Here is a 26,339-nt window from a genome sequence, read left to right on the forward strand (position 1 = left end):
GGTAGGCCGGACGCGTCCTTGGCACGATGAACTCCTCCTTGCGGGACCCAGTGTCCCAAAGCGGAAGGTTGTCCATCAAACCGGGGCAACTTCAGCCGGACCAGTCGGGCTTGGGGTCGGTCACGACTGCCCCGCCGCCGGGGTGAGGGCCTTGGTGATGCTCTTCTCGGTGCCGTCGTAGGACTGCGCGACCTTGTCCAGGCCGTCGTCGAGGACCTTGACGCACTCGCGGACCTTCTTGAGGCCGTACTCCCACTTCTCCTGGAAGTGCTTGCCGGCGTCCTCCAGGAAGTCGAAGCCGAGTCCGTCGCGGCTCGCCTCCTTGAGCGCCTTCAGCCCCTGGTCGAGTTCGTCGCCACAGCCCTTGAGGTCCTTGGCGAGCTTGGCCAGGAATTCGGGACTGACCGTGAAATCGGCCATTTTCTCCCCCGATGCGTCGGTTGTCGGACCGGCCGAGCATAGCGCCGTTGGTGCGTGGGCGATCCGCGCTGCCGGGTCTCGACCCGTATGCACACGGGATCCTTGCGCGGAGGAGGCGTGGTCTTGACGTCGGCGGCGCGAGATGCCGCGCTCTGCGGCAACGAACGGGCCGGGATGGGAAGTCGGTGCGTCCGACTCCCACCCCGGCCCGGTGGAACGTGATGTGACGATTCGTCAGTGACTGCCCTTGAGGTTGAGCACGACCACCCCGACGATCACCAGCGCGAGGCCCAGCCACTGCAGCCGGCCCAGCGACTCCCCGAAGGCGACCACGCCGATCCCGGCGACCGCCGCCGTCCCGGCGCCCGACCAGACCGCGTACGCGACCGAGACCGGTATGTGCTTGAGGGCGCGGCCGAGCAGGAAGAAGGAGAGTGCGTAGCCGATCCCGACCCCGATGCTGGGCCAGAGACGGGTGAACCCCTCGGTGAGTTTGAGGCAGCTGGTGGCGCAGACCTCGCTGATGATGGCGAGGGCGAGCAGGAGGTAGGACATGTCGCTGTCAAACCGCCGGCGCGGCGCAGAGCTTCCCGAGCAGCGCGAGGTCGACCTGCTCCAGGCTGGTCAGCAGGGTGATCCGGTCGCCGTCCGGCATCGGGACGGCGGTGGACGGCACGGCGAGCACGGCGCAGCCGGCCGCGGTGGCGGAGGCGACCCCGGTCGGGGTGTCCTCGACGGCGACGCAGACGGCCGGGTCCAGGCCCAGCCGCTCGGCGGCGGCCAGGTACGGGTCGGGCGCGGGCTTGGTGCGGGCGGTGTCCTCGGCGGCCAGGGTGACCTCGAACCAGTCGCGGCCGATCGCCGAGAGCACCAGGTCGACCACCCGGCGCGGGGAGGCGGAGACCAGTGCGGTGGGCACCCGGGCCGCGCGCAGCGCGGCCAGCAGGGCGAGCGCGCCGGGGCGCGGCACCGTCTCGGCGGCGACCTTGGTGGCGAAGGACTCGCCCAGCCGGGCGGCGAGTTCGGCCTCGCCGAGGGTGGTGCCGCTGACCTTGTGCAGGTGGGCGGCGGTGTGCTCGACGGCCTGGCCGAGCACCTCGGGGGCGTCCTGGTCGGTGAGCGGGCGGTTCAGCTCCTCGGCGAGCTCGGCGGCGGCCTGCCACCACAGTTGCTCGGTGTCGACCAGGGTGCCGTCCATGTCGAAGAGGACGGCGGAGGGGAGTGCGGGCACGGTTTCGGGCGTTTCGGGCATGGCGGTTTCAGGCATGGCGGTACCTTCGGTGCTTCTTCGGACGGTGCAGGGGCGGTGGAAGACCCTCGGCGGCGGGACCCTTCGCAGGGGATTCTCCCGTAGCGGGGGCTCAGGCGGTACGGCGGTCCACCAGCACCGGGCGCTCCGGCAGCGTGAGGTCGGCGCGCGAGCCGGCCGGCAGGGCGGCGGCGGCCTCGGTGGGCAGGTCGGCCTTGACCTCGGTGCCGTCGTCCAGGCGGACGGTGAGCCGGGTGACGGCGCCCAGGAAGGACGCGGTGATCACCAGCGCCGGGCCGTCCTCGGACGGGGTGAGGGTGACGTTCTCCGGGCGGACCAGCACCTGCAGGTCGCCGTCCGCCGGGATCGCGCCGTCCACCGCGTGCCGGCGGCCGAGCACCTCGACGCCGTCCGAGGTGCGGGAGCACGGGATGCGGCTCATGGTGCCGACGAACTCGGCGACGAAGGCGGTGGCCGGCCGGCCGTACAGCTCAGACGGGGTGGCGCACTGCTCCAGCTTGCCGGCACGCAGCACCGCGACCCGGTCTGCCATCGACAGCGCCTCCTCCTGGTCGTGGGTGACGAACAGGGTGGTGATGCCCAACTCCTGCTGCAGGCGCCGGATCTCCTCGCGCAGCTGGAGGCGGACCTTGGCGTCCAGCGCGGACAGCGGCTCGTCCAGCAGCAGCACGCGCGGCTGCAGGGCGAGCGCGCGGGCCAGCGCGATGCGCTGCTGCTGACCGCCGGACATCTGGTGCGGGTAGTGCCCGGCGCGGTGCGGCAGGCCGACCAGCTCCAGCAACTCCTCGGCGCGCTTGCGGCGTTCGGCCCTGCCGGTGCCGCGCATCCGCAGCCCGAAGGCGATGTTGTCCAGCGCGGTCAGGTGCGGGAAGAGGCTGTACGACTGGAAGACCATGCCCGCGTCGCGCTTGTGCGCCGGGATCGAGGTGATGTCCTGGCCGTCGACCAGGACCTCGCCCGAGTCGTGCTGCTCGAAGCCGGCCAGGATGCGCAGCGCGGTGGTCTTGCCGCAGCCGGACGGGCCGAGCAGGGCGACCAGCTCACCGGGGTGGACGGTCAGGTCGAGGCCGTCGAGCGCGGTGGTGGCGCCGAAGGAGCGGCGCAGCGAGCGGAACTCGACGGTGGCGCTGCCCGGGGCGAGCGCGACGCCGGTGACGGGGGCGGTGGCCGTGGTCATGACTGGTGACTCCTGGAAAGCGTGGGGTGGTTCAGGACCGGGCGGTCTTGCGGCCGCGGCCGACGGCGGACATCAGCAGCAGGACGAGCCAGACGATCAGCAGGCTGAGCATCGAGACCGCGACGGACATCTGGCCGTCGCTCTTGCCGTTGGAGTTGATCCACACCGAGAAGGGGGCGAAGCCGAGGATCGAGGCGGTGGTGAACTCGCCGAGCACCAGGGCGACGGTGAGCACGGCCGCGTTCAGCAGCGAGCTGCGCAGGTTGGGCAGGACGACGGTGAACACCGCGCGCAGCCAGCCGGCCCCGCAGTTGCGGGCGGCCTCGACCAGGGTGACCACGTCCACGCCGCGCAGGCCGGCGTCGATCGCCCGGTAGGCGAACGGCAGCGCCATCAGCACGTAGGCGATGACCAGGACGATCGGGAACTTCGGGTCCTGGATGGCCACGATGGTCTGGAAGAGCGGGGTGTCCTGGAGGTAGTCCGGGCCCCAGCGCAGCACGCCGATGATGCCGGTGGTGAGCGCGACGACCGGGACGACCAGCGGCATCGAGCACATCACCTCGATCACCGGGCCCAGCTTCGGCGCGCCGAGCCGGGCGGCGAGCACCGCCGGGACGAGCAGGAGCAGCAGCACCGCGACGGTGACGGCGGCCAGTTCGAGGCTGAGCACCAGGCTGTCGGTGAAGCCGGGGGCGTTCAGCAGCTCGGTGTAGGCGCGGAAGGTGGTGCCGCCCTTGTTGTCGTCGATGCTGAACCACAGCGAGGCGGCCATCGGCACCGCGAAGTAGATCCCGCAGATCAGCAGGACCAGGCCGCGGCCGAAACGGATGCGATTGATCAGGCGAGCCACTTGGCACTCCGGCGCTGAAGGGGCAGGTACAGGGCCATCACCAGGCAGGCGACCACGATCATGTCGAGGCCGAGGGCGAGGGCGAGGTTGCCCTGGCCGACCAGGACGTTGCCGGACAGCGCGTCGCCGATCTGCATCGAGATCAGCGGCACCGAACTGCCCACCATGGCCTCGGCGGTGGCGTACGCGGCAAAGGAGGCGCCGAACAGCAGCACGAAGCCGCCGAGCAGCGAGGGCAGCAGGACGGGCAGTGCCACGTGCCGCCAGTACTGCACTGAGGTGGCGCCGTTGTTGTACGCGGCCTCGCGCCACTGGGCCTTGAGGCCCTCCAGGGCCGGGGTGATGGTGATGACCATCAGCGGGACCAGGAAGTAGAGGTAGACCACCGACAGGCCGGAGAAGGTGTAGAGGTTCCAGCCGTGCTTGGTCAGGCCGAGCTTCTTGGTGACCTCACCGGCGTTGCCGAGGGTGGCGACGAACATGAAGGCCAGCGGGACGCCGCCGAAGTTGGCGAGCACGCCGGAGGCGGACATCACGGCCTCGCGGAAGGCCCGGAAACGGGAGGTCGCCACGGCCTGGGCCAGCGGCAGGCCGACCACGGTGGCGATCAGCGCGGTCAGCAGCGAGAGCTTCACGCTGCCCCACAGGGCGGTCCAGTACGCGCCCTGGAGGGAACCGGTGAGGTTGTCCATGGTGAAGGTGCCGCCGCCGTCGGGCGCGTCCGAGGAGGTGGTGAACGCGCCGATGGCGATCGCGACGGCCGGCAGGCCGAAGCCGATCACGAAGAAGAGCAGCAGGGGGAGGGCGGCGAGCCAGGCGCGGCTGCCGCCGGCCCGGCGCTTGGCCGGGCGGGGGGCCTTGGCGGTCGCCGCGGTGGCGGCGGTGGCCGGGGCCGGGGTGGGGGTGACGGGGCCGGCGGTGGCGCCCCCGCCGCTGTGAGCGGCGGAGGCGGTGGCCGGCACCGGGGTGGGAGCCGTGGTCATCTCAGGTCAGCCCGCGATCGCCTTGGCCCAGTTCTCGGTCACGACCTTCTTGGCCGCGTCCGTCTGGTCCTGGGTCGGGAAGGTGGTGAAGGGCTTCTCGACGGCCGGCAGCTTGGCGGCGGCGGTGGCGTCCAGGGTGCCGGCGGCCTTCATCGAGTCGAACAGGGCGGGGGTGGCGTAGCCGCCGAGGAAGCCGTTCTGGCCCTGGGCGCTGTAGAGGTACTCCTCCCACAGGCGCGCGGCGGCCGGGTGCGGGGCGTCCTTGTTGATCGCCTGGTTGTAGTACTGGGCGTAGGAGCCGTCCGAGGGGATGGCCACCTGCCAGTCGATGCCCTTGTCCTTGAACTTGTCGCTGTAGCCGGCGTTCAGGTACGACCAGTCGATGCTGATCGGGGTCTCGCCCTTCTCGATGGTCGCCGGGGTGACCTCGACCGGGTTGAAGTTGCCGGCCTGCTTGACCTTGCCGAAGAAGTCGATGCCGGGCTGGATGTTGTCCAGCGAGCCGCCGTTGGCGAGCGCGGCCGCGTAGACGGCGCCGAAGGCGGCACCGGCCTTGGTCGGGTTGCCGTTCAGGGCGACCATGCCCTTGTAGTCGGGCTTGAGCAGGTCGGCGAAGGTCTTCGGGCAGACGGACACCTTCTTGGCGTCGCAGCCGATCGACATGTAGCCGCCGTAGTCGTTGTAGCTCAGGCCGTTGGCGTCCTTCATGGTGGCCGGGATCTTGTCGAAGTCGGTCACCTTGTAGGGGGCCAGCAGGCCCTGCTTGCCGGCGCTGATCGCGAAGGCCGAGCCGAGGTCGACGACGTCGGGGGCGCGGTCCTGGCCCTTGCGGGAGGTGATCGCGTTGATCTCGTCCTGGCTGGAGCCGTCCGGGTTCTCGTCCTCGATCTCGATGCCGTACTTCGCCTTGAAGTCGTCCATCAGCTTGCCGTAGTTCGCCCAGTCGCGCGGCAGCGTGATGACGTGCAGCTTGCCCTCCTTCTTGGCGGCGGCGACCAGGGCGTCCATGCCGCCGAAGTCGGCGACGGAGGTGGCGGTCTTGGCGCTCTTGCCGCCCGCGGCGTCGCCGGACTTCGCGGAGGAGGAGCCGGCGGAACCGCAGGCGGTGAGGGACAGCGCGGCGGCGGTCAGGACGGCCGCGAAGGCGGCGGAGCGGGCGCGGTGCACGGACACGGGTCAGTCTCCTGAGAAGGGGGAACTGCAAGCGGGTGTCTTGATCGGGGGATCAGGCGAGCGGCGGTTCGGAACCGTCCGAGGTGAGTTCGGATCCGTCCGAGTTGACTAGCCAACTTCGCTGACGGGGGTAAGTACGCCGGAGTTCGGTGACGGGAAGGTGAACGGACGACTCAGAACCGGGGTCGGCTGCGGGAACGGTGGAATCCGGCCACCGGAGCGTGATCCGTTCGGTGCGATGCTCTGAATGCGCAGCGGGATACAGTCGGGACTGTCCGCGCCGGCACGGCTGCGCAGGACACCGCCCCAGGAGGGACATTGACTGACGTGGCAGTAGAGCCCGGGCGCCCCGCCGAGCGCGCTGCCGGCGACGAGCAGCCGCCGACCGAGCGCGCCGGAGCCCTGTACCGCAAGGTGGCCGCCGATCTGCGCGAGGCCATCACCACCGGCGCGTACGGCGAGGCGGGCCGGCTGCCCGCCGAGGGCACGCTGGCCGAGCAGTACGGGGTCTCCCGCGGCACCGTCCGCCAGGCGCTCGCCGTCCTGCGCTCGGACGGGCTGGTCACCTCCCGTCGCGGCACCCGCCGGGTGGTGCTCGGGGGCGCCCGGGTGCAGAGCTTCTCCGAACTGCTCAGCTTCACCCACTGGGCGTACTCGATGGGTGAGGAGCCCGGCGGCATCCTGGACTCCCTGGTGCGCCGCCCGGCCGGCGCCGCCGAGCGCGAGCAACTGCGCCTGGAGCCGGGCGCCGAGGTGTACGTGACGGTCCGGCTGCGCACGCTCTCCGGCACGCCGGTGATGGTCGAGCGCACCATCTACCCGCCACGGGTCGGCGAGATCGTCGCCGAGCTGCCGCCGGACGTGGTCTCGCACACGGAGGTGCTGCGCGAGCACGGCATCCTGTTCACCGACGCCGACCACACCATCGACATCGTCGCCGCCAACGCGGAGGACGCCCGGCTGCTCGGCTGCCGCCGGGGCGGCCCGCTGCTGCGCGAGCGGCGGCGTACGACGGACCCGACCGGCACGCCGGTGGAGTGGTCCCAGGACCGCTACCTGCCCGGGACGGTGGCCTTCAGCGTGCACAACTCGCTGGCCACGTCCGCGCTTTCGCGGCACGCCCGGGAGATGGACTGAGGTCCCGCTCCCGGGCGTCCTTCGCGTACCGGCGCTAGCGCATGAGCGCGGCGAGCAGCGGGCGGTAGTGCTCGAAGTCCGGCGTGCTCGCGCCGGCCTCCTTCGCCTGCTCGTCCCAGCGACGGACGGCCACCGCGTCCACGGCGCCCGGGAGCTCGGCGAAGGCGGCGGCCTCGCGCTCGTCCATCGGGCCGCCCTGGACCTGCAGGGTGTACTCGGAGGCCTCGGAGAGCCGGGCGCGGTAGCCGTCCTCCACCGCGCACAGGTAGCGCTTGGCGGCCACGTGCAGCCGGACCGGCTCGGTGACCTCCGGGCCGAACCAGCGGGCCAGCCAGTCGGCGCCGGTGTGGCTGTGCCGGTTGTCCTGGCCGCGCATCAGGTCCCTGCCGTGCAGGGCCCCCTGGAAGTGGCCGATGTCGTGCAGCAGCGCGGCGGCGACCAGGTGGTCCGGCGCCCCGGCCGCCTCGGCCGCGGCGGCGGCCTGCAGCATGTGCTCGGCCATGGTCACCGCCTCGCCGAGGTACTCCCCGGCGCCCTCGCCCGCGAACAACTCGGCGATCCCGTCCAGGGCGGCGGTGCGGCGGTTCAGCACGGCGAGGGTGCTGGCGAGTGAGTCGAGGTCGGCGTAGCAGCCCTGGAGGTGCCTGTGGCCGTCCTGCTGGAAGGCCGTACGGGCGTGCAGCAGGCGGGTGTTGTCGAAGACCAGGCAGTCGCCCGGGTCGAGCCGGAAGGTGAGCTGGAGTTCGGGGCGCAGGGTGATCGCGGCGAAGCGGCGGTAGGCGGCGTAGAAGGCCTCCAGGTCGCTCCCGCTTCCGCGCAGGGTGCCGATCGAGCGGTTGTTGAAGCGCACCTCGCGGATCCGGCCCAGCGGGTCCACGTCGATCAGCGGGCGGTCGGCACGCAGTTCGGTGCGGCGGTCGCGGAAGACGAAGGGGACGGGGGTGCGGGTGAGGGTTTCGAAGTCCTCGGGGGACTCGTCCCGGAGGACCGCCGCCGCCTTGAAGCCGTCCACCAGGCCGGAGTCGCCGCCGGTCGCCGAGTTCTCCAGGCAGTGCAGCAGCTGGAGGGTGGGCACCGGGTCCCGGTACGGGTTGTCGGTGTGCGGGGCGATGGCGGCGCTGGTGAAGGCCAGGTTGTTCGGGTCCGGCTCGACCCGGACGTCGAACAGCTCGCCGTAGTTGGTGACCCGGACGTAGCCGAAGCTCTCGGCCACCCGGAGGACCTGCCGCTCCACGGTCGGCACCCCGCGCAGCACGGCGAAGCCGCTGCGGCGGACGGCGGCGAGGACGGCGGCCTGCTCGGTGGGGTCGGCGAGGTAGGCCGCCCAGTCGGCCTCGGGGATGCCGCGCGCGAAGTCGGCGGCCGTCCAGAGCCGCTTGTCCAGCTCGGTGCGGCCGTCGCCGTCGGCTTCCTCGTGGAGCCAGGTGAGCGGGTAGCGGGAGCGGTGCCCGTCGGACCAGAGGACCTCCAGGTTGCCGTCGAGCTCCTTGCTCGCCGCGATGGTGAGGTCCGACGGCAGGTCGTTGATCTGGAACAGCTTCTGGCCGTTGCGCGGGTCCCGGCACTCGGCGCAGGGGCAGTTGTCGCGCAGCCAGTAGGGCGGCGGTTGCTCGGTCATGGGGATCTCCTCGGCTGGCGGTCCGGGTTGAGTTGTATAGCCAACTTCACCCGCTGGGGCGGAGCCTGCCGGGCCTCGGTGAGGTCCGGGTGCCCGTCGGATGAACGCCCGGGGAACTGTCCGTCGAGACCGCCGTCAAATCCCTTGCGTCCGCAGCCCTGACCTGCTCGGATATGCCGGTGCTCGATCAAGATCAAACCCCGGCCGACGACGTCCTGGTGGACATGACTCCCGTCGCCCCGATCCCGACCCTGCCCCCACCGCCGGGCTCGCGCAGTCGGCTCTGGCTGACTCTGGCCGCCTTCGGGTTCGCCGCAGTCATCGCCCTCGCGCTCGCCTTCGCCCACGACACGGCCGACCTCCGTGCGTACCACTACAGCCCGCCGGAGGAGTTCCTGGGACTGCCGAGCACTCCCGCAGAGCGGCTCCCCAAGGCGTCGCCGCCCCTCGGCAACGCGAAGATCAGCGGCTACCAGACCGAGGACAGGTCGCGCAGCGTCTTCATCACCGCCCGTGAACTGCCCATCATCTCGCCCTCGGCCGTGATCGACAGCCTGGTCACCCAGGCGACCACCGGCTGGCACGTCGAGGGCCTGCGTACCGTCGACCCGGGCGAACGTGGCGGCGTCATGAAGTGCGGCCACACCACCGACATGAAGAAGGCCGGGAAGCCCCAGGACATCGCCTTCTGCGTCTGGGCCGACGGCAGCATGTGGGCGGTCTACGTGGAGCACGGCGACGACATCACGCTCGACACGGACGACCTGGCCAACGACGCCCGCAAGTTCCGGCATCTCGCCGAGGTGCCGTCCTGAGCGAGTCGGCCTTGTTGAGTGGCCCGTCCTGCTCGGCAGGACGGGCCACTCAGAGACCCGGTGTGCCCGCTACGGGGGGCCGTCAGGTACCGAGTGGAGGTAGGCCTCGGCGGCGGCCTGGGTGTAGAACCGTCTGATCCTGCCCGAGGCGCCTCGCACGCGGAGGTACTGATGCTGGTCCGGGTCCCACAGGCCCCAGCACTCCATCAGGAGGAAGTGCGGGCTGCGGGAGTTGATCAGGCGGATCTCGTATCGCTTGCGGGAGAGGGTGGTGGTCATCGGGCGACCTCCGGGTCCGGGTGAGGCTGCTCGTTGGCGCTCACCCATCGCTCCGCCCGGTCGTACGAGTAGAACCGCAACGGTTCGGGGCGGGGTGGCAGCGCCTTCACCAGGTGGCCGGTCTTGCGGTCCCGGATGACCCAGACCGGGAACGAGGCCTTGTTGGGGGCATCGGCGGGAACGATCCCGTATCGGTTGCTCCATCGACGGGCCACCTGGACGAACCCGCCGGCCTTCTCGACCTGGCTGGCGAAGTCGTCGAACTCGCCGTCGATGGGGGAGACGGCCGTTTTGGAGGGGACCAGGATGGCTTCGGCGGCCTTGTCCTTGATCGTCTGCAACGCGGCCAGGAGCAGCGGGCGTTGCTCCGGGGGCTTCTCCGTCTCGTCGTCCACGACGGTGAGGGTGACGTCCCAGTTGTGGGTGAGCGCGTACTCCTCGCAGCTGCGCATCTCCAACTCGGGGAAGGCGGGGCTGGTCTTGGCGAGGTAGATCACCACCTGGAAGCACTCGGTGGGGGTCTGGCGCGAGGGAACCGTGTTGGCCTCGCGGAGTCGGGGGGAATGTGGGGCTGCCGGAGTTCGGTGCAGCTTCATAGCCAGTTCCTCTCGGTAGCGAGATGGCTACCCGGAGTCCCAACTGTGGTCTAGGATTTGGAGTACTTCAACCTTTCTTCCCGGAAGGAAGGGTCTCCAGCGATCATGAATCGCAAGGAACTTGATCCGGATGCTTCGCCCGCCGCCAAGTTCGGCGCAGAGCTTCGCGCGTTGCGAGAGGCGAGAGGCTGGACGCAGGAACGCCTGGCGGAGCTCACTGGGTACTCGGCTGTTCATGTGTCCGCCGTTGAAACTGGTCGCAAGCCTCCAACCCATCCATTCTCCAGAAGACTTGATATCGCGTTCGAGACGCCTGAGCGATTCGAACGGGAGTGGCGCAAGTCGGGGCAGAGGTTTCTGTTCGAGGGCTTTGCCGAGTACCTGCGCAGCGAGGCGGACGCGGTGGCGCTGCGGCTGTTCGAGATAAACGTCATTCCAAGCCTCTTCCAGACCCCCGCCTATGCGAGGACCTATCAAGAAGCGCGAGTTCGCCGAGGGTGGGCGACTCAGCATCAGGCCGAGGAGCGGCTCTCGCTGTTGTTGCATCGGCAGCAGCGCCTTGATCAGCATCCGGCGCCCCGAGTCCACGCCGTCATAGACGAGGGTTGCCTGCGCCGGGCCGTCGGGGGCCGTGACGTCATGGTGGAGCAGCTCCTGCATCTGGAGGAACTGTCCGCTCAACCGCAGATGGTCGTGCAGATCAGCCCGTTCTCGCTCGGCGAGGACCGGCCGCTCGCACATCCAATCACCTTGCTGACCATGCCAAACAGGACCATCGTGGGGTATGGCGAGACTCAGCGACGGGGCTTCCTTGAGCGGGAACTAGACGTATTGGCCGAGTGGGCTGGTGAGTACGATCAGCTACAAGTCGAGGCGTTGTCCCGGGCAGCGAGTCGAGAGTTCATCCGACAGGTTCGGAGAGGTTTTGAGCATGGATGACCTGACAAGCGCCTCATGGCGCAAGAGCAGCTACAGCGCTCAGGAAGGGCAGTGCGTGGAGGTTGCGGACGACTTCCTCCACCGGGTGCCTGTACGGGACAGCAAGGATCCCTACGGCCCTGCTCTGATCTTTCAGGCTGACGCCTGGTCGGCCTTCGTCTCCGCCGTGCGGAGCGGGGAGTTCGGCATCATCTGATCAAGGGGGGACCCGCCGTGACCGCCACCGAACCCGCGTGGTTCAAATCCTCGTACAGCAGCAACGGCGGCAACTGCATTGAGGTAGCAGGGAACTTGGTCGCCTCCGACACTGTTCCCGTCCGTGACTCGAAGGACCCCGAGGGCCCCTTCCTGGTCTTCCCCGCCGATGCCTGGTCGGCCTTCGTCTCCGCCGTGCGATGCGGGGAGTTCGGCACCGTCTGACCGAGCGGATGAACCGCCCCGGCCTCGTCGGCCGGGGCGGTTTGTTCTGAGGTTCGAGTGAGCGCAACGGGCTAACCTCGGGGCGATGCCGAGCTGGAGGATCAGGACGTGGTCTTTCCCGAGGACGAATCGCTCACTGAGTGGTACGGCGCCCGGGCCGGTCGGGAGCGGCCGCCGGGGACGCGGGACGCGCTGGTGCTCGCGCCCGAGGATCGGCAGGGGTTGCATCCGTTCCAGGACGTCCCGCGGCTGGTGGTCGAGTGGGACGGGCGTGCCTGGCGGCCGGTGGCCGTTGCCGCGGACTTCTCGGAGGCGTATCCGCTGATCATGCGGCGCGACGGCGAGCTGATCGAGCCGCAGGACGATACCCCGGTGGCGTTGCTACGGAAGGGGGCCGGGCGGCACCGCAGGCCTCTTCCGCCGTCTGGCTGACAGGGGTGGGCCGGAGCGCGTTGCGGCGTGGGGAGTCCAGGGTGCTGCGGCACTGTCGGGAGGATTCCCCCCGAGGTGAGAGGCGCTGTGCCATGGCCCGTCCCAATACCGCGACCCCGCCCTCTCAAGGGCAGGCCGGGCTCAAGCGCGAGGTCGGCCTCGTCGGACTGCTCTGGGCCTCGGTCGGGGCGATCATCGGCTCCGGTTGGCTGTTCGGGGCGCAGAAGGCGGCGGTGGCGGCCGGGCCCGCCGCCCTGTTGTCCTGGGGCATCGGCGCGGTGGCGATCGTCCTGCTGGCGATGATCCACGCCGAGCTGGGTGGGCTGTTCCCGGTGGCGGGCGGTACGGCGCGGTATCCGCACTACGCGTTCGGCGGGTTCGCGGGGATGTCGTTCGGGTGGTTCACCTGGCTGCAGGCGGCGACCATCGCGCCGATCGAGGTGCAGGCGATGATCAACTACGCCCGGCACTGGACCTGGGCGAACGGCCTCCTGAACGAGGACCTGACGTTGACCGGGGCGGGTTTCGTGGTCGCGGCCGTCCTGCTCGGGGTGTTCGTCGCGATCAACTTCCTGGGGGTGAGGCTTCTCGCCCACACCAACAGCGTGGCCACCGTATGGAAGGTCGCGATCCCGATCCTGACCATCTTCGCGCTCGGGTTCACCGAGTTCCACGTTTCCAACCTCACCGTCCACGGCTTCGCGCCGGGCGGGGCCAAGGGTGTGCTGGCGGCCATCAGCACCAGCGGGGTGATCTTCGCGCTGCTGGGCTTCGAGCAGGCCATCCAGTGGGCGGGGGAGAGCCGCAACCCACGCCGGGACATCCCCCGGGCCGTCATCGGGTCGGTGGTGATCGGCACGATCGTCTACGTGATGCTCCAGGTGGTGTTCATCGGTGCCCTGCCGCCGTCGGCCTTCGCGGGCGGCTGGGCCGAGCTGGACTACCCCGGCATCAGCGGCCCCTTCGCGGGCCTCGCGACGCTGATCGGCCTCGGCTGGCTGGCGACGGTCCTGTTCATCGACGCCGTCATCTCGCCGGCCGGCACCGGGCTGGTCTACATCACCTCCAGCTCCCGGGTCACCTACGGCCTGAGCCGCAACGGGTACGCGCCGCCCGCCCTGCAGTACACCGACCGCAACTCGGTGCCCTGGCCCGGCCTGATCACCGCCTGGGTCGCCGGCGTGCTCTGCTTCCTGCCCTTCCCGAGCTGGCAGCGGCTGGTCGGCTTCATCACCTCGGCCGTCGTGCTGATGTATGCGGGCGCGCCGCTGGCCTTCGGGGTGCTGCGCAAGCGGCTGCCGGAGATGGAACGCTCGTACTACCTGCCCGGCGGCACGGTCATCTCCCCGTTGGCGTTCGTGGTGGCGAGCCTGATCATCTACTGGTCCGGCTGGGACACCCTGTGGCGGCTGGGGCTGGCGATCATCATCGGGTACGTGCTGCTCGGCGGGTACTCCGCGTACGCCGCGTCGAAGGGGGCGCCCCACGCGCCGCGGATGGACTTCAAGGCCGGGCAGTGGCTGCCGGTCTACCTGGTCGGGATGGGGATCATCTCCTGGCAGGGCACCTTCGGCGTGGGCGCCCGGGGGAACCTGCCGCTGTGGTGGGACATCGCGGTCGTGGCGCTGTTCTCGCTGGTCGTCTACTACTGGGCGCTGTCCGTCTCGCTGCCGGCCGAGGACATCGAGCGGAACATCCGCGGCGTCGAGGTGGTGGACGCGGGCGGGCACTGAGCCGCTCGGGACACAGCGGCCCCGGGGATTGCTCCCCGGGGCCGCTCGGTGTTTCCTAGATGACCGACGCCAGGGGCTCGCTGGCGCGCAGGCCGTCGAGGATGATCCCCAGGTTGCGTTCCCACTGGCGGTCATCCGCCCGGAGGCCCAGCGTGTGATCGCCCGTCGCCGCGGCGGCGAGCAGGAACGCCACGTCCTGCCAGGCCACGTCCACTCGCATGGCGCCGACCACCTGCGCACGTTCCACCAGCTGCCGGATCCGCTCTCGCATACCCGTCAGCCGCTCGGCGAGGCCGTCCGGGCAGGCACCGCCGAGCGCTTCACTGATGCCGCAGCTCTCGGCCCGCAGACGTACGTAGCCCGCAGCGAACTCGCCCAGCCCGTGCCACGGGTCGGGGTCGGCCAGGGCCCGATCGGCCAGCTGCGTGATCTCGTCCAGCACCTCGTCGAGCACCGCCTCCAGCAGTGCTTCCAGGGAGGGGACCCGCCGGTAGAAAGTGCCCACGCCGACGCCCGCCCGGCGGGCGATCTCGTGGGAGGACACACCGACGCCGACCTCGGCGACCGCGATCCGGGCCGCGGCCACCAAGCGCTCGACGTTGCGCCGGGCATCGGCGCGCGGGCTGCGCCCCGACTCGTCGACCAGCAGGCGGTCCACGGCACTTCGCGGTTGGTTCATCGGCCGATTCTAGCAATAACTGGACGAGAGTTGTCCGGTTGGCTATCGTCATGCACTCAGTCAACCGGACAGACCTTGTCCGCTTAGGTCGTCGAGGAGTCGCGGGCGTGGAAGCGAAGAAGATCCGCGTGGGCATCATCGGTGCGAGTCCCGACCGGGGCTGGGCCGCGCGGGCGCACATCCCGGCGCTGCTGGCGCTACCGGACTACGAGATCGCCGCGGTCGGCACCAGCCGCCCCGAGAGCGCCCGCGCGGCGGCCCGGCTGTTCGGAGCCCCGTACGCGTTCACCGACGCCCGGCAGCTCGCCGAGCACCCCGAGGTGGATCTGGTCGTCATCACCGTGAAGGTCCCGGCACACGCCGGACTGATCGAGGCCGCACTGGCCGCCGGCAAGCACGTGTACTGCGAGTGGCCGCTGGCCCGGACCTCCAGCGAAGCCGAAGCACTGGCGAAAACCGCCCGTGGCGCGGGAGTTCACCACGCGATCGGACTGCAGGCGCGCTACGCGCCGGCGGTCGCCTACGCCCGCGACCTGATCGCCGACGGCCGGCTCGGGCGGATCACCTCGGCGACCGTCCACGCCGCGCGCGGCAAGGGGGCCGGAGAGCAGATACCCGCCTGGGCGGCCTACACCCTCGACCGCGACAACGGTGCCGGCCTCCTGGAGGTCGCGGGCGGGCACACCCTCGACGCGCTGCAGCACGTGCTCGGCGCCTTCCGCGAGCTGTCGGCCGAGCTGTCCGTCCAGCGCTCCTGCTACACCGTCGCCGAAACCGGCGAGACGGTCGAGGCGACCAGCCCCGACCACCTCCTGCTCAGCGCGACCCTCGTCGACGGCGGCGTCGTCTCGGCGCACATCCACGACGGCAAGGTCACCGAGGCCCGGACCCGGCTGGAGATCTCCGGTACCGAGGGAGACCTGGCCGTCGTCTCGACCGGAGCGGGCGGCCCGGCCGGCATCCAGATCGGTGAACTCGGCCTGCGTGGAAGCTCGAACGGCACCTTCCGGGATCTCGCCGTACCGGAGCGGTACCGCTGGGCTTCCGGCATCGCCCCGGACGCGGAGGGCTTCAACGTGGCCCAGCTGTACGCGCGGCTGGCAACCGACATCCGGACCGGTTCCCCCAGTGTTCCCGGCTTCGACGCAGGCCTGCGGCTGCACCGGCTACTCGATGCGATCAGGCGCTCCGCCGAGACCGGAACCCGGCAACACCTGGGCGGATAGGCAGAGTTGGGGGCAAATGACGGGGCCCACTGAACCCCTTGGCATCAGTCGTCTAGGCTCCGACGGTGGCTCGCCAGGCGGCCTCGGCGGCCAGCAGCGCGGGCTCGGCGTCGGCCTTCGTGGCCGTCGCGAGGGCGGTCAGGCAGGCGCCGACCGTCTCCAGCGAGGCCGCCGGCCCGTAGTGGTTGATCCGCAGCATCTCCGCGGCCAGCGCCCCGCCGCCGGGCTGGACCGGCAGGGCCGGGTCGAGGGCGGCGGCGAGTTCGGCGGCGTGCAGGCCGGCCGGGGTGCGCAGGGTGGTGGCGACCGGGGCCGCGTGGGCGTCCTCGTGGACGTACGGGGTGAGGGTGCCGAGTGCTCGGACGCCGGCCCGGGTGGCGGCGGAGGCGGCGCGGTGGCGGGCGATCACGGCGGGCAGGCCGTCGGCGGCGATCCGGTCCAGGCAGGCGCCGAGCGCCAGCATCTCCAACTGGGCCGGGGCGTGCGGGAGTACGGCGCGACCGGCGTCGGTCCAGCGCTCCTTCCAGTCCAGCAGGGAGAGGTAGGAGCGGCGCGGGGCGGCCGGGTTGGCGGCGATCCGCTCCCAGGCGCGCTCGGAGACGGAGACTGCGGAGACCCCGGCCGGGCCGCCCATCGCCTTCTGGCCGCCGATCACGCACAGATCGATGCCCCACTCGTCGGTGAGCAGCGGCTCGGCGGCGACCGAGGCGACCGCGTCGAGCATCAGCAGGGCGCCGTGCTCGCGGACCACGGCGGCGATCTCCGCGACCGGGTTGGTGTTGCCGGTCGCGGCTTCGGCGTGCACCAGGGAGACGAAGTCGACGGCCGGGTTGGCGGCCAGGGCCTCGGCCACCTGTGCGGCGCTCACCGCGCTGTCGAAGGGGACGGCGAGGTCGACGACCTCGGCGCCGCAGGAGCGCAGCCAGTTGCCGAAGGTCTGCCCGTACGGGCCGGTGACGATGTTCAGCGCGGTGGAGCCCGGGTGCGCGGCGCCGCGGATCGCGGCCTCCAGCGGCAGGAGCGCCTCACCCTGGGTCACGATCACGTCGGCCTCGGTGTGCAGCAGCGCGGCCACCTGGTCCTCGATCGCCGCGAACCCGGCGGCGCTGAGCGGGGGGAGGTCGAGGAAGGGACTCATGCGCCCGCCTCGCTGTGCTCGGCAGGGGCATTCGCCCATGCGCACCTCTTGATGGTTCGCTCGCTACGCTCGCTCACTTCGGATGGCCTTTCGCGGGGCGGGTGGTGGGTGCGGAAACGAGTCTGCCGCATTCTCACTGCTTACACGGAACGTTCCCGTCGGTAGAGTGCGGCCATGAGTGAAGGTGCGGTGCTGCACGTCCGGGGTCGGGTGCTGGTCGGTCCGGAGGAGGTCCGGGACGAACTCTGGGTGGTGGACGGCCGGGTGACCTTCACCCGCCCCCCGACCGCCGGGGACGTCCGGACGGTGACCGGCTTCGCGCTGCCCGGCCTGGTGGACGCCCACTGCCACGTGGGACTGGACGCGCACGGCGCCGTGGACGCCGAGACCAGCGAGAAGCAGGCGCTCACCGACCGTGACGCCGGTACCCTGCTGATCCGCGACGCCGGCTCGGCCGCCGATACCCGCTGGATCGACGAGCGCGAGGACCTGCCCCGGATCATCCGCGCCGGGCGGCACATCGCCCGCACCCGCCGCTACATCCGCAACTACGCGCACGAGATCGAGCCCGGCGACCTCGCCGCCTACGTGCGGGCCGAGGCCCGGCGCGGGGACGGCTGGGTGAAGCTGGTCGGCGACTGGATCGACCGCGAGCGCGGCGACCTCGCCGCCTGCTGGCCCGGCGACGCGCTGGTCGAGGCGATCGCGGCGGCGCACGAGGAGGGCGCGCGGGTCACCGCGCACTGCTTCGCGGCCGAGTCGCTGCCGGACCTGCTGGCGGCCGGGATCGACTGCGTCGAGCACGCCACCGGACTGACCGAGGAGCTGATCCCGGCCTTCGCCGAGCGCGGGGTGGCGATCGTCCCGACGCTGGTCAACATCGCGACCTTCCCGGAGCTGGCGTCGGGCGGCGAGAAGAAGTTCCCGGCCTGGTCGGCGCACATGCGGCGGCTGCACGAGCGCCGGTACGACACCGTGGGCGCCGCGCACGACGCCGGCATCCCGATCTTCGTCGGTACGGACGCGGGCGGCTCGCTCGCGCACGGGCTGGTCGCGGACGAGGTGGCCGAGCTGGTGAAGGCGGGGCTGAGCCCGGCCGAGGCGCTGTCGGCGGCGAGTTGGGGCGCGCGGGAGTGGCTGGGGCGGCCGGGGCTGGTGGAGGGCGCCTCGGCGGACTTCGTGGTGTACGACGAGGACCCCCGGGCGGACGTCCGGGTGCTCGCGGACCCGCGGCTGGTGGTGCTGCGGGGACGGCCGGTGGGGTGATCACCGGCGGTGACGCTCTGTCGGTATCGGCCGATAGGGTGACGACCATGGCACCGCGTCCACTGAATGAGATCGTCGAGCCCGGTTGGGCCACCGCCCTGGAGTCGGTCGCCGGGCGGGTCGCCGCCATGGGCGACTTCCTGCGCGCCGAACTGGCCGCCGGCCGTACCTACCTGCCGTCCGGGCCGAACGTGCTGCGGGCCTTCCAGCAGCCGTTCGCGGACGTGCGGGTGCTGATCGTCGGGCAGGACCCGTACCCGACCCCCGGCCACGCCGTCGGGCTCAGCTTCTCGGTGGGGCCGGAGGTGCGGCCGATCCCGGCGAGCCTGATCAACATCTTCCAGGAGTACGGCAACGACCTCGGCCTGCCGCAACCGTCCAACGGGGACCTCACCCCGTGGACCGACCAGGGCGTGCTGTTGCTCAACCGGGCGCTGACCACCGCGCCGCGCAAGCCGGCCGCGCACCGGGGCAAGGGCTGGGAGGAGGTCACCGAGCAGGCGATCCGGGCGCTGGCGGCGCGCGGCGGCCCGCTGGTGGCGATCCTGTGGGGGCGCGACGCCCGTAACCTGCGGCCGCTGCTGGGGGAGATCCCGGCGATCGAGTCGGCGCACCCGAGCCCGTACTCGGCGAACGGCGGCTTCTTCGGCTCCCGGCCGTTCAGCCGGGCGAACGAGCTGCTGGTGCGGCAGGGGGCGCAGCCGGTGGACTGGCAGCTGCCGTAGGGGAGTTGCCGCCGTAGCAGACCGTGGTCGGCGCGGAGTGTCAAACTCACTCCAACGGGTGAAATGACGTTCCGTGTTGCTCATGTGACGGATAGTTCGAGAAGACTGGCGGCTCATCGTTTCAGCTGTGTGGGGGTACCGCCATGTCTTCTCGCCGACTCGTTTCCGCATCCGCCGCCGTGGCGGTGAGCACGTTGCTCACCACCGGGCCCGTCCAGGCCGCTCCGGCCCCGGCCACCACGCCATCCCCCGGGAAGGCGCGCGCCGTCACCGCCGAACTCGACCTGGACGTCAGCCTGTTGAACAAGGCGGTGGACGTACCCGTGAACATCGCGCTCAACAAGGTGGAGACACCGGAGCAGAGGGACGGATCGGTGCTCACCGCCAAGGTGGACGGGGTCGACCAGGCCGGCCCGGTCGAGCTGGTCAAGGCCGACATCGGCAAGTCCGTCACCCGCGCCGACGCCAAGGGCACCGCCGCCTCCGTCAAGCTGGTCAACGCCGACGTGCACGCCCCCGGCCTGCCCGCCACCGCGCTGCTCGGCCTGGAGGCGATGAGCGCCGAGGTGACCTGCCCGGTCGACGGGCAGCCGACCGCGAACGTGGTCGCGCCCGCCAAGCTGAGCGTGCTGGGCAAGCCCGTCACCGTCGGGCTGTACGGCCCGACCAAGGTCGACGTGCCGATGGTCGGCAGCGTGTCGGTGGAGTTCTCCAAGAAGACCACCACCACGAACACCGCCGCCGCCTCGGCACTGGAGGTGCAGGTGGAGGTGAACCCGCTGAACCTGAACGTCGCCAAGGTCACCGGGAAGATCACCGTCGCCTCGGTGAGCTGCGAGAAGCCCGCCGCACCGTTGGCCACCTCCTCCGCCACGGACACCCCGAGTGCCGCGCCCACCAGCGCGCCCGCCGCCCAGCCGGTGGCCGACGCCACCACCTCGCGGGCCGCCGTGCCGCAGGCGGCGGTGGAGAAGCCGCAGAAGCTCGCCGCCACCGGCGGCAGCAGCGCCACCGGCCCGTTGGCCGCAGGGGCCGCCGCCCTGGTCGCGGGCGGGGCGGCCGCGCTCTGGGCCACCCGGCGCCGCCGGGCCGTGCACGCCCGCCGGCACTGAGGTCGGCGCCGGCGGCCACCGGGCCGGTGGGCACTGAGGCCGGCACCGGGCGCGCGGGCACCCTTGAGGGCGGGAGTGCCGCACCCGGCACTCCCGCCCTGTGACCGTGCCAACGCGGACGGTTGGTTCACATGCGCGTTACATGAGAGGAACAACCGGGAAACGGCGGCTTGCGACGCTACGCGGGCACCCACCACCCAGCATTGCGAGGGACACGCCGTGGCTATCAAGGCCGAGTACATCTGGATCGACGGCACCAAGCCGACCGCGAAGCTCCGTTCCAAGACTCGCGTCCTGCCCAACGCCGACAAGATCCCCACCTGGGGCTTCGACGGTTCCTCGACCAACCAGGCCGAGGGCCACGCCTCGGACCGCGTGCTGGAGCCGGTGAAGGTCGTCAAGGACCCGATCCGCGGTGGTGACAACATCCTCGTCCTCTGCGAGGTCCTGGAGACGAACGGCACCCCGCACGAGTCCAACACCCGCGCCCTGCTGCGTGAGGTCGAGGAGAAGTACACCGCGCAGGAGTCGATCTTCGGCATCGAGCAGGAGTACACCTTCTTCAAGGGCTCCCGCCCGCTCGGCTTCCCGGAGGGCGGCTTCCCGGCCCCGCAGGGCGGCTACTACTGCGGCGTCGGCGCCGAGGAGGTCTTCGGCCGCGAGATCGTCGAGCTGCACCTCGACCGCTGCATCGACGCCGGCCTGGCCATCTGCGGCATCAACGCCGAGGTCATGCCCGGCCAGTGGGAGTTCCAGATCGGCCCGGTCGACGCGCTGACCGTCTCGGACGACCTGTGGATCGCCCGCTACCTGCTGTACCGCACCGCCGAGGAGTTCGGCATCGACGCCACCCTGGACGCCAAGCCGGCCCGTGGCGACTGGAACGGCGCGGGTGCGCACACCAACTTCTCCACCAAGGCGATGCGCGAGGGCTACGACGCCATCATCACCGCCTGCGAGTCCCTCGGCGCCTCCCAGGAGAAGGTGCTGGAGCACGTCAATCAGTACGGTGACGACATCCAGTCCCGCCTGACCGGCAAGCACGAGACCGCCCCGTGGAACGTCTACAGCTACGGCGTCTCCGACCGCGGCGCCTCGGTCCGCATCCCGTGGCAGGTCGAGGTGGAGAAGAAGGGCTACATCGAGGACCGTCGCCCGAACGCCAACATCGACCCCTACGTCGTCACCCGCCTCCTGATCAACACCTGCTGCGAGGCTCTGGAGAAGGCCGGCCAGGTCTGATCCGCCCCTGAAGCCCCCACGCCCGTAGGCCCTTCCCCGCCAGGGGGAGGGCCTACGGGCGTTCCGTCAGCCCTCGGCCTCGCCCTCGGCCTCGGCGAGGTGGGCGGCGCGGCCGGCACGGCGTTGCGGCGATCTCCTCGGTCCGGTGACGAAGTCGGCCGTATCCCCGTGATTCCGGCACGAGTTGGCTCGGCTCGTGATCGCGGTCGGGGTGTCGCGGGGGACCGGCCCCGAGGATACTGATCGGGAGAGGGCGTTCCGTTGCCGGTGGCCGCCCGCGAGCCGTGGAGCCGACAGTGACCGACGCCTTCCACCCCGATCTTCCCCCGGCCGCCCGGGTGCACCACGTGCCGGCCGGGGCGCTGGACGCCGGCACCACCCAGAGTTCGGGGATGCGCCGGCTGGCGGCGATCAGCGGGCAGAGTGTCGGTGCCGAGCGGTTGTGGATGGGCCAGACGCACGTCGGTCCCGGGGTGTCCTCGGGCAATCACCATCACGGCGACTCGGAGTCGGCGATCTACGTGGTGAGCGGTCACCCCGAGTTCGTCTTCCTCGGGGAGAACGGCGAGGAGGAGCGGATCCGCACCTCCCCGGGCGACTACGTCTTCGTCCCGCCGAACATCCCCCACCGCGAGGAGAACCCGGACCCGGCCGAGGAGGCCGTGGTCGTGATCGCCCGCTCGACGCAGGAGGCGATCGTGGTGAACGTCCCGGACCTGTCCGTCCACCGGCCGCAGCGACCGTCCGCGTAGACAGGCTGCGGTAGCGCAAATCGCTGGTCAATCACCGGTCGTCGCCGGACAATTCATGGCATGACCCAGCAGCCCCTGCTCCTGCTCGACGTGGACGGACCGCTCAACCCCTATGCCGCGTCCAGGTTTCGGCGGCCGGACGGCTACCGCACCCACGACCTGATGCCGACCTGGTGGGCCGAGCGGCAGACGCGGCGCTCGGACGGTGAGGTGAAGCCGCTGCGGGTGTGGCTGAACCCGGCGCACGGGGCGGAGTTGCTGGCATTGCCGTACGAGCTGGTGTGGGCGACGACCTGGATGGACGAGGCGAACACCCACATCGGGCCGAACCTCGGACTGCCCGAACTGCCGTACATCCGTTGGACGGAGCTGTTCGGCGAGGATCCGGACGGGCTGCACTGGAAGACCAGGGACGTGGTCGCCTGGGCGGCCGGGCGGCCGTTCGTGTGGGTGGACGACGAGCTCGGCCCGCAGGACGCCGACTGGATCGAGGCGAACCACCCGGGCCAGGGGCTCGTGCTGCACGTCAACCCCCGGATCGGCCTGCTGGCCGAGGACTTCGCGACCCTGCGGGAGTGGGCGGCCGCCGCATGACCGGACAGCCGTTGCTCCTGCTCGACGTGGACGGGCCGCTCAATCCCTATGCCGCGCCGAAGACCCGCCGCCCCGAGGGGTACGGCACCCATCGGCTGCTGCCCGAGTCGTGGGTGGCGCGCCATGCGCCGCAGCCCCGGGAGCGGGTGAAGCCGCTGCGGGTGTGGCTGAACCCGGCGCACGGGGCGGAGTTGCTGGCGCTGCCGTACGAGCTGGTGTGGGCGACGACCTGGATGGACGAGGCGAACACCTTCATCGGGCCGCGCATCGGGCTGCCCGAACTCCCGTACATACCCTGGACGGAGGTGTTCCGGGAGGATCCGGACGGGCTGCACTGGAAGACCAGGGAGCTGGTGGCCTGGGCGGCCGGGCGGCCGTTCGTCTGGCTGGACGACGAGCTCGGCCCGCAGGACATCGAGTGGATCGCGGCGAACCACCCGGCCCCGGCGCTGCCGCTGTGGGTCGACCCCCGGGCTGGCCTGCGGGAGCTGCACTTCGCGGCGCTGCGGGAGTGGGCGGAGGACGCGTGCTGATCGGCAGCGTCGAGCGGCTGCGCCGCTACCCGGTGAAGTCGCTGCTGGGGGAGGAGCTTTCGGCGGCCGAGGTGGACCGGCGGGGCCTGGCCGGGGACCGGGAGCGGGCGCTGCTCGACCTGGCGACCGGACGGGTGGCGAGTGCCAAGCACCCGCGGCTGTGGGCGGGCCTGCTCCGGTACTCGGCGGCGGCCACGGCGGACGGCGGGGTGGCGATCACCGGCCCGGACGGGCGTGGCGCCGACGAGACGGAGCTGTCCGAGGCGTTCGGCCGCAAGCTCGCCCTGATCACCGAGCGCCAGCCCGGCGCGACGGTCGAGCGGGCCGTGCCGGAGGAGGTGCTCGCGCGTGGCATCGAGGCGGAAGTGTCGTTCACCGTCAACGAGTTGGGGCGGGCCGCGCCGGAGGGCGGCTTCTTCGACTTCGCCCCGCTGCACCTGATCACCAGCTCGACGCTGGCGGCCGTCGACGCCGAGGCCGAGCGCTACCGGCCGAACCTGGTGATCCGCACCGAGGGCGAGGGATTCGTCGAGAACGCCTGGGTGGGGCAGGAGTTGATGATCGGCCCGACGCTGCGGCTGCGGGTCGTGGTGCCCACCCCGCGCTGCGCCGTTCCGACCCTGCGGCACGGCCCGCTGCCCCGCCGCACCGGGGCGCTGCGGATTCCGGCCGAGCGGAACCGGCTGGTCCCGCTGGAGGGCATGCCGGAGCTGCCCTGTGCCGGGGTGTACGCCCAGGTGCTGGTGCCCGGCCGGATCGAGACCGGCGACGCCGTCAGGGTGACCGACGCCGACGTCAGGGTGAACTGAGCACCGTGTCCAGGGCGTTGAGGAAGCGGTCGGTGGTCTCCTCGTCCCGGACGGCGATCCGCAGCCAGTCCTGGCCGAGCCCGGGGAAGGTGTCCCCGCGTCGGACGGCGAAGCCGTGCCCGCGCAGCCGCTCGCGCACGGCCGCCGCGCCCGGCAGCCGGACCAGGACGAAGGAGGCGGCCGGTTCGCCGTGGATCCGCAGCGCCGGGAAGGCGGCCAGGCCCTTCACCAGGTGCGCGCGCCAGAGGGCCAGTTCGGCGGCCGCGCGCTCCGCTTCGGCGAGTGCCGCCGGGCCGCTGCAGATCTCGGCGGCGGCCAGGGCCGGGGTGGAGACCGGCCAGAGCGGCTGGGCGGCACCGAGGGCGGCGATCAGCGGCGCCGGTCCGAGCACGTAGCCGATCCGCAGCCCGGCCAGGCCCCAGGTCTTGGTGAGGCTGCGCAGGACGACGACCTGGCCGGGCAGGTCCCGGACCGAGGCCAGGGACTCCCGCTCGCCCGGGACGGTGTCCATGAAGGCCTCGTCCACCACCAGGGTGCGCCCGGGGCGGGCGAGCGCGGCGACGGCCTCGGCGGGGTGCAGCACGGAGGTCGGGTTGGTCGGATTGCCGAGGACGACCAGGTCCGCCTCCTCGGGGACGGCGGTGAGCCGGAAGCCGTCCTCGGCGGTGAGCAGCACCCGGTGCACCCGGTGCCCGGCGTCCCGCAGCGCCGCCTCGGGCTCGGTGAACTGCGGGTGCACCACGACGATGTGGCGTACCGTCAGCACGCGGGCGAGCAGCACGAAGGCCTCCGCCGCCCCCGAGGTGAGCAGCACCTCCCCGACCGGGCGCCCGTGCCGGGCGGCCACCGCGGCGCGGGCGGCGCTCTGGTCGGGGTAGGCGGCGAGGTCGCCGAGGGTGGCGGCCAGGTGCTCGCGCAGCCAGGCCGGGGGCGTGCCGGTGCGGACGTTGACCGCGAGGTCGACCAGGTCGCGCCCGTCGGCGCGCACCTCGGCGTCGCCGTGGTGGCGCAGGTCGGGTTCGGGGGCGGTCATGCGGAGGCTCCTTGCTGGTCGACGGGAAGGCCGGGCACCCGGTGGACGTCGTACGGGCCCGGTGGCACGGCGAGCCCGGCGCCGTCGCCGAGCGCGGCCAGCGCCACGGCGTGCCCGTGGGCGGCGAGTTGGGCGGCTGCCCCGATGTGGTCGACCACCGTTCCGGCGCCGTCCACCGCCACGCAGGCCCAGGGCACCACCCGCCCGCTGGCGCTCAGCACCGTCCCGGGTGCCGCCACAGCGGCCTGCCGCGTCCCCGGCCGAAGCAGTTCGGCCACCGCCTCGATCGCCTGCGGCCTGCCAACCACCGCCGACGCGCTCCGCAGTTCCGTCAACGCGTGCGTCCCCAGCTGGTCAGGCTCGCCCGACCCGAGACCGATCACGGTCAGCCGTCCGCGCACTGCCGCTCGGGCGATCGCCACCGTCGCCGTCGCAGACTTCCGTTTGGCCACCAGGAGTTGACCGCCGGGTGCACTCGCGAGCGCCGCCGCCTCGGCGACGCTCGCGGTGCCGACAGCTGTACCGACCACGGCGGACGGGTTCGGCACTGGCACTCCCGCCAGCTTCGCCGCCGGGTGCTCGTCCACCGGTACGCCGGCGAGGCAGGACGCGGCCCAGCGCACCGCCGGATGGTTCGCCTTTCCGGCCACGGTGGCCAGCCGGGCCACCGAGGAACGGGCGAAGCCGTTCTCCTCCAGGGTGTCCACCAGCAGCCGCATCGCCTCGGCCCGCTCGGTGCCGCTGCCCGCACCGATCCCGACCACCAAGTTGCGCGGGAACACCAGGATGTCGCTGTGGCCCGGGTCCTCCTGGTCGATGACCCGCAGGATCGGGGTGTCCGCGGGCGTGTCGGGTCGGACGTTCGGGGGCGGCGTGGGCGCGGGGTGCTCGGGTTCCGGCGGGTAGCCGGTGAGCACTGGTGTGACGCCGAGGACGGCCTCCACCTCCCGGGCCAGTTCCTCGGCGGCCTTCCCGCCGGCCAGCGGGATCACCCAGCGGCGCTGAGGGTCCACGCAGAGCAGGGTCGTACCGCGCGGAACATCGACGTGCCAGTGCTGGAGCAGCGAGACGACCGTCGGCAGTGGCGCGAAGGCGACCACCCGCCGGTACTGGCTGAGGGCGAAGGACATTGCGTCAGGTGGCTGGAAGCAGTTGCCCATCGAGGCGCGGTGGACACGGCTGCTTTCCGGCCAGGCGGCGTGCAGCTCGTCGGCGAGCGGCCGGACGGCCCCGTCGATGGCGACCAGTCCGATCACGTACCGCTCTCCTCACCGTCCCCGGCCCCACACGGATGGGCCCCCGCGATCCCACCACGTGCGGCTGAAACGGGTCAATCGCGGCACGTGTGAGATCCGACGCGGACTCCGTCGCCCCGCGACGCCGAC

Annotated in this window: 30 protein-coding genes; 16 read left to right on the forward strand and 14 right to left on the reverse strand. The window is 71.6% G+C overall.

The features are described 5' to 3' along the window. Positions 1 to 120: 120 nt before the first annotated feature. The 7 genes from ACGF12_RS26125 to ACGF12_RS26155 all read right to left on the reverse strand — a co-directional run bounded on the left by ACGF12_RS26125 (position 121) and on the right by ACGF12_RS26155 (position 5,876). Entirely contained in the window at positions 121 to 420 is a 300-nt protein-coding gene (locus ACGF12_RS26125) for a hypothetical protein (RefSeq protein ID WP_380612222.1), read from the reverse strand. Between the two features lie 234 nt (positions 421 to 654). After that, positions 655 to 975 (reverse strand): multidrug efflux SMR transporter, encoded by a 321-nt coding sequence (locus ACGF12_RS26130; RefSeq protein ID WP_355672618.1) that lies wholly within the window; start codon positions 973 to 975, stop codon positions 655 to 657. 7 nt (positions 976 to 982) lie between these two features. Continuing rightward, positions 983 to 1,687, reverse strand: a complete 705-nt coding sequence (locus ACGF12_RS26135) for an HAD family hydrolase (protein WP_393034720.1) — start codon at positions 1,685 to 1,687, stop codon at positions 983 to 985. Between the two features lie 94 nt (positions 1,688 to 1,781). Then, positions 1,782 to 2,867 carry an ABC transporter ATP-binding protein gene (locus tag ACGF12_RS26140; RefSeq protein ID WP_393034723.1) on the reverse strand — a complete coding sequence of 362 codons (1,086 nt, stop codon included), beginning with the start codon at positions 2,865 to 2,867 and terminating at the stop codon, positions 1,782 to 1,784. Positions 2,868 to 2,898: 31 nt separating this feature from the next. Next, positions 2,899 to 3,708 (reverse strand): ABC transporter permease, encoded by an 810-nt coding sequence (locus tag ACGF12_RS26145; protein ID WP_380612306.1) that lies wholly within the window; start codon positions 3,706 to 3,708, stop codon positions 2,899 to 2,901. Then, on the reverse strand, positions 3,708 to 4,703 hold the full coding sequence (locus ACGF12_RS26150; RefSeq protein WP_393034726.1) for an ABC transporter permease: 996 nt from the start codon (positions 4,701 to 4,703) through the stop codon (positions 3,708 to 3,710). Before ACGF12_RS26150 ends, ACGF12_RS26145 begins: the two co-directional genes overlap by 1 nt. A 6-nt stretch (positions 4,704 to 4,709) precedes the next feature. Further along, positions 4,710 to 5,876 (reverse strand): ABC transporter substrate-binding protein, encoded by a 1,167-nt coding sequence (locus tag ACGF12_RS26155; protein WP_393034729.1) that lies wholly within the window; start codon positions 5,874 to 5,876, stop codon positions 4,710 to 4,712. A gap of 327 nt (positions 5,877 to 6,203) precedes the next feature. Between ACGF12_RS26155 and ACGF12_RS26160 the strand changes: the two genes are divergently transcribed. Then, positions 6,204 to 7,013, forward strand: a complete 810-nt coding sequence (locus tag ACGF12_RS26160; protein WP_393034731.1) for a GntR family transcriptional regulator — start codon at positions 6,204 to 6,206, stop codon at positions 7,011 to 7,013. 34 nt (positions 7,014 to 7,047) lie between these two features. On the opposite strand, the gene ACGF12_RS26165 is transcribed toward ACGF12_RS26160, so the two are convergent. After that, positions 7,048 to 8,631: a phosphonate degradation HD-domain oxygenase gene (locus tag ACGF12_RS26165; protein WP_393034734.1), complete on the reverse strand. Its 1,584-nt coding sequence runs from the start codon at positions 8,629 to 8,631 to the stop codon at positions 7,048 to 7,050. 179 nt (positions 8,632 to 8,810) lie between these two features. Between ACGF12_RS26165 and ACGF12_RS26170 the strand changes: the two genes are divergently transcribed. Then, positions 8,811 to 9,446, forward strand: coding sequence for a hypothetical protein (locus tag ACGF12_RS26170; protein WP_393034737.1), 636 nt, complete (start codon positions 8,811 to 8,813; stop codon positions 9,444 to 9,446). 69 nt (positions 9,447 to 9,515) lie between these two features. Here ACGF12_RS26170 and ACGF12_RS26175 read toward each other — a convergent pair whose 3' ends face one another. Both ACGF12_RS26175 and ACGF12_RS26180 read right to left on the reverse strand, forming a co-directional pair. After that, on the reverse strand, positions 9,516 to 9,725 hold the full coding sequence (locus ACGF12_RS26175; RefSeq protein WP_393034739.1) for a hypothetical protein: 210 nt from the start codon (positions 9,723 to 9,725) through the stop codon (positions 9,516 to 9,518). Continuing rightward, entirely contained in the window at positions 9,722 to 10,321 is a 600-nt protein-coding gene (locus tag ACGF12_RS26180; protein WP_393034742.1) for a hypothetical protein, read from the reverse strand. Before ACGF12_RS26180 ends, ACGF12_RS26175 begins: the two co-directional genes overlap by 4 nt. Before the next feature lie 105 nt (positions 10,322 to 10,426). On the opposite strand from ACGF12_RS26180, the gene ACGF12_RS26185 reads away from it, so the two are divergent. The 5 genes from ACGF12_RS26185 (at position 10,427) to ACGF12_RS26205 (ending at position 13,845) form a co-directional block, all read left to right on the forward strand. Continuing rightward, entirely contained in the window at positions 10,427 to 11,260 is an 834-nt protein-coding gene (locus ACGF12_RS26185; protein ID WP_393034745.1) for a helix-turn-helix domain-containing protein, read from the forward strand. Further along, positions 11,253 to 11,456: a DUF397 domain-containing protein gene (locus ACGF12_RS26190; RefSeq protein ID WP_393034748.1), complete on the forward strand. Its 204-nt coding sequence runs from the start codon at positions 11,253 to 11,255 to the stop codon at positions 11,454 to 11,456. Before ACGF12_RS26185 ends, ACGF12_RS26190 begins: the two co-directional genes overlap by 8 nt. Before the next feature lie 17 nt (positions 11,457 to 11,473). Next, entirely contained in the window at positions 11,474 to 11,680 is a 207-nt protein-coding gene (locus tag ACGF12_RS26195; RefSeq protein ID WP_393034751.1) for a DUF397 domain-containing protein, read from the forward strand. A gap of 108 nt (positions 11,681 to 11,788) precedes the next feature. Further along, the gene (locus ACGF12_RS26200; RefSeq protein ID WP_393034753.1) at positions 11,789 to 12,112 is read left to right on the forward strand and encodes a DUF6087 family protein; all 324 of its coding nucleotides are present in this window, start codon (positions 11,789 to 11,791) and stop codon (positions 12,110 to 12,112) included. A gap of 92 nt (positions 12,113 to 12,204) precedes the next feature. Next, positions 12,205 to 13,845: an APC family permease gene (locus ACGF12_RS26205; protein WP_393034755.1), complete on the forward strand. Its 1,641-nt coding sequence runs from the start codon at positions 12,205 to 12,207 to the stop codon at positions 13,843 to 13,845. Between the two features lie 55 nt (positions 13,846 to 13,900). Here ACGF12_RS26205 and ACGF12_RS26210 read toward each other — a convergent pair whose 3' ends face one another. After that, complete coding sequence (locus ACGF12_RS26210) at positions 13,901 to 14,524, reverse strand: TetR/AcrR family transcriptional regulator (protein WP_393034758.1); 624 nt, start codon at positions 14,522 to 14,524, stop codon at positions 13,901 to 13,903. Positions 14,525 to 14,631: 107 nt separating this feature from the next. Between ACGF12_RS26210 and ACGF12_RS26215 the strand changes: the two genes are divergently transcribed. Further along, entirely contained in the window at positions 14,632 to 15,750 is a 1,119-nt protein-coding gene (locus tag ACGF12_RS26215) for a Gfo/Idh/MocA family protein (RefSeq protein ID WP_393034760.1), read from the forward strand. 52 nt (positions 15,751 to 15,802) lie between these two features. Here the strand turns inward: ACGF12_RS26215 and ACGF12_RS26220 are convergent, their stop codons facing one another. Beyond that, complete coding sequence (locus ACGF12_RS26220; RefSeq protein WP_393034763.1) at positions 15,803 to 16,888, reverse strand: pyridoxal-phosphate-dependent aminotransferase family protein; 1,086 nt, start codon at positions 16,886 to 16,888, stop codon at positions 15,803 to 15,805. A 174-nt stretch (positions 16,889 to 17,062) separates the two neighbouring features. Here ACGF12_RS26220 and ACGF12_RS26225 point away from each other — a divergent pair, with 174 nt between their 5' ends. The 8 genes from ACGF12_RS26225 (at position 17,063) to ACGF12_RS26260 (ending at position 23,921) form a co-directional block, all read left to right on the forward strand. Further along, a complete protein-coding gene (locus tag ACGF12_RS26225) occupies positions 17,063 to 18,154 on the forward strand; it encodes an amidohydrolase family protein (protein ID WP_393034766.1) in 1,092 nt (363 codons plus the stop codon). A 47-nt stretch (positions 18,155 to 18,201) separates the two neighbouring features. Then, positions 18,202 to 18,879 carry a uracil-DNA glycosylase gene (locus tag ACGF12_RS26230; RefSeq protein WP_393034769.1) on the forward strand — a complete coding sequence of 226 codons (678 nt, stop codon included), beginning with the start codon at positions 18,202 to 18,204 and terminating at the stop codon, positions 18,877 to 18,879. A 143-nt stretch (positions 18,880 to 19,022) separates the two neighbouring features. Further along, a complete protein-coding gene (locus tag ACGF12_RS26235) occupies positions 19,023 to 19,991 on the forward strand; it encodes an SCO1860 family LAETG-anchored protein (RefSeq protein WP_393034771.1) in 969 nt (322 codons plus the stop codon). A gap of 219 nt (positions 19,992 to 20,210) precedes the next feature. Further along, positions 20,211 to 21,233 (forward strand): glutamine synthetase GlnII, encoded by a 1,023-nt coding sequence (gene glnII, locus ACGF12_RS26240; RefSeq protein ID WP_393034773.1) that lies wholly within the window; start codon positions 20,211 to 20,213, stop codon positions 21,231 to 21,233. A 296-nt stretch (positions 21,234 to 21,529) separates the two neighbouring features. Then, positions 21,530 to 21,985: a cupin domain-containing protein gene (locus ACGF12_RS26245; RefSeq protein WP_393034776.1), complete on the forward strand. Its 456-nt coding sequence runs from the start codon at positions 21,530 to 21,532 to the stop codon at positions 21,983 to 21,985. A gap of 60 nt (positions 21,986 to 22,045) precedes the next feature. Then, positions 22,046 to 22,579, forward strand: a complete 534-nt coding sequence (locus ACGF12_RS26250) for an HAD domain-containing protein (RefSeq protein ID WP_393034779.1) — start codon at positions 22,046 to 22,048, stop codon at positions 22,577 to 22,579. Next, a complete protein-coding gene (locus ACGF12_RS26255; protein WP_393034782.1) occupies positions 22,576 to 23,112 on the forward strand; it encodes a hypothetical protein in 537 nt (178 codons plus the stop codon). The genes ACGF12_RS26250 and ACGF12_RS26255 overlap by 4 nt, the downstream gene beginning before the upstream one ends. After that, positions 23,106 to 23,921, forward strand: a complete 816-nt coding sequence (locus ACGF12_RS26260; protein WP_393034785.1) for an MOSC domain-containing protein — start codon at positions 23,106 to 23,108, stop codon at positions 23,919 to 23,921. Before ACGF12_RS26255 ends, ACGF12_RS26260 begins: the two co-directional genes overlap by 7 nt. On the opposite strand, the gene cobC is transcribed toward ACGF12_RS26260, so the two are convergent. After that, positions 23,908 to 24,954, reverse strand: coding sequence for an Rv2231c family pyridoxal phosphate-dependent protein CobC (cobC, locus tag ACGF12_RS26265; RefSeq protein ID WP_393034788.1), 1,047 nt, complete (start codon positions 24,952 to 24,954; stop codon positions 23,908 to 23,910). The two genes, ACGF12_RS26260 and cobC, sit on opposite strands and share 14 nt — an antisense overlap. Then, positions 24,951 to 26,210 carry a cobalamin biosynthesis protein gene (locus tag ACGF12_RS26270; protein ID WP_393034790.1) on the reverse strand — a complete coding sequence of 420 codons (1,260 nt, stop codon included), beginning with the start codon at positions 26,208 to 26,210 and terminating at the stop codon, positions 24,951 to 24,953. The genes cobC and ACGF12_RS26270 overlap by 4 nt, the downstream gene beginning before the upstream one ends. Between the last annotated feature and the right edge of the window lie 129 nt (positions 26,211 to 26,339).

The organism is Kitasatospora sp. NPDC048296 (genome assembly GCF_043201815.1).
In the GTDB taxonomy this organism is placed as follows: domain Bacteria; phylum Actinomycetota; class Actinomycetes; order Streptomycetales; family Streptomycetaceae; genus Kitasatospora.

Coding starts and splice junctions, on each gene's coding strand:
- cobC (WP_393034788.1), bottom strand. CDS start 24,954: ATGACCGCCCCCGAACCCGACCTGCGCCACCACGGCGACGCCGAGGTG.
- ACGF12_RS26135 (WP_393034720.1), bottom strand. CDS start 1,687: ATGCCTGAAACCGCCATGCCCGAAACGCCCGAAACCGTGCCCGCACTC.
- ACGF12_RS26150 (WP_393034726.1), bottom strand. CDS start 4,703: ATGACCACGGCTCCCACCCCGGTGCCGGCCACCGCCTCCGCCGCTCAC.
- ACGF12_RS26255 (WP_393034782.1), top strand. CDS start 22,576: ATGACCGGACAGCCGTTGCTCCTGCTCGACGTGGACGGGCCGCTCAAT.
- ACGF12_RS26185 (WP_393034745.1), top strand. CDS start 10,427: ATGAATCGCAAGGAACTTGATCCGGATGCTTCGCCCGCCGCCAAGTTC.
- ACGF12_RS26225 (WP_393034766.1), top strand. CDS start 17,063: ATGAGTGAAGGTGCGGTGCTGCACGTCCGGGGTCGGGTGCTGGTCGGT.
- ACGF12_RS26235 (WP_393034771.1), top strand. CDS start 19,023: ATGTCTTCTCGCCGACTCGTTTCCGCATCCGCCGCCGTGGCGGTGAGC.
- ACGF12_RS26230 (WP_393034769.1), top strand. CDS start 18,202: ATGGCACCGCGTCCACTGAATGAGATCGTCGAGCCCGGTTGGGCCACC.
- ACGF12_RS26180 (WP_393034742.1), bottom strand. CDS start 10,321: ATGAAGCTGCACCGAACTCCGGCAGCCCCACATTCCCCCCGACTCCGC.
- ACGF12_RS26175 (WP_393034739.1), bottom strand. CDS start 9,725: ATGACCACCACCCTCTCCCGCAAGCGATACGAGATCCGCCTGATCAAC.
- ACGF12_RS26140 (WP_393034723.1), bottom strand. CDS start 2,867: ATGACCACGGCCACCGCCCCCGTCACCGGCGTCGCGCTCGCCCCGGGC.
- ACGF12_RS26250 (WP_393034779.1), top strand. CDS start 22,046: ATGACCCAGCAGCCCCTGCTCCTGCTCGACGTGGACGGACCGCTCAAC.
- ACGF12_RS26130 (WP_355672618.1), bottom strand. CDS start 975: ATGTCCTACCTCCTGCTCGCCCTCGCCATCATCAGCGAGGTCTGCGCC.
- ACGF12_RS26220 (WP_393034763.1), bottom strand. CDS start 16,888: ATGAGTCCCTTCCTCGACCTCCCCCCGCTCAGCGCCGCCGGGTTCGCG.
- ACGF12_RS26205 (WP_393034755.1), top strand. CDS start 12,205: ATGGCCCGTCCCAATACCGCGACCCCGCCCTCTCAAGGGCAGGCCGGG.
- ACGF12_RS26165 (WP_393034734.1), bottom strand. CDS start 8,631: ATGACCGAGCAACCGCCGCCCTACTGGCTGCGCGACAACTGCCCCTGC.
- ACGF12_RS26125 (WP_380612222.1), bottom strand. CDS start 420: ATGGCCGATTTCACGGTCAGTCCCGAATTCCTGGCCAAGCTCGCCAAG.
- ACGF12_RS26190 (WP_393034748.1), top strand. CDS start 11,253: ATGGATGACCTGACAAGCGCCTCATGGCGCAAGAGCAGCTACAGCGCT.
- ACGF12_RS26210 (WP_393034758.1), bottom strand. CDS start 14,524: ATGAACCAACCGCGAAGTGCCGTGGACCGCCTGCTGGTCGACGAGTCG.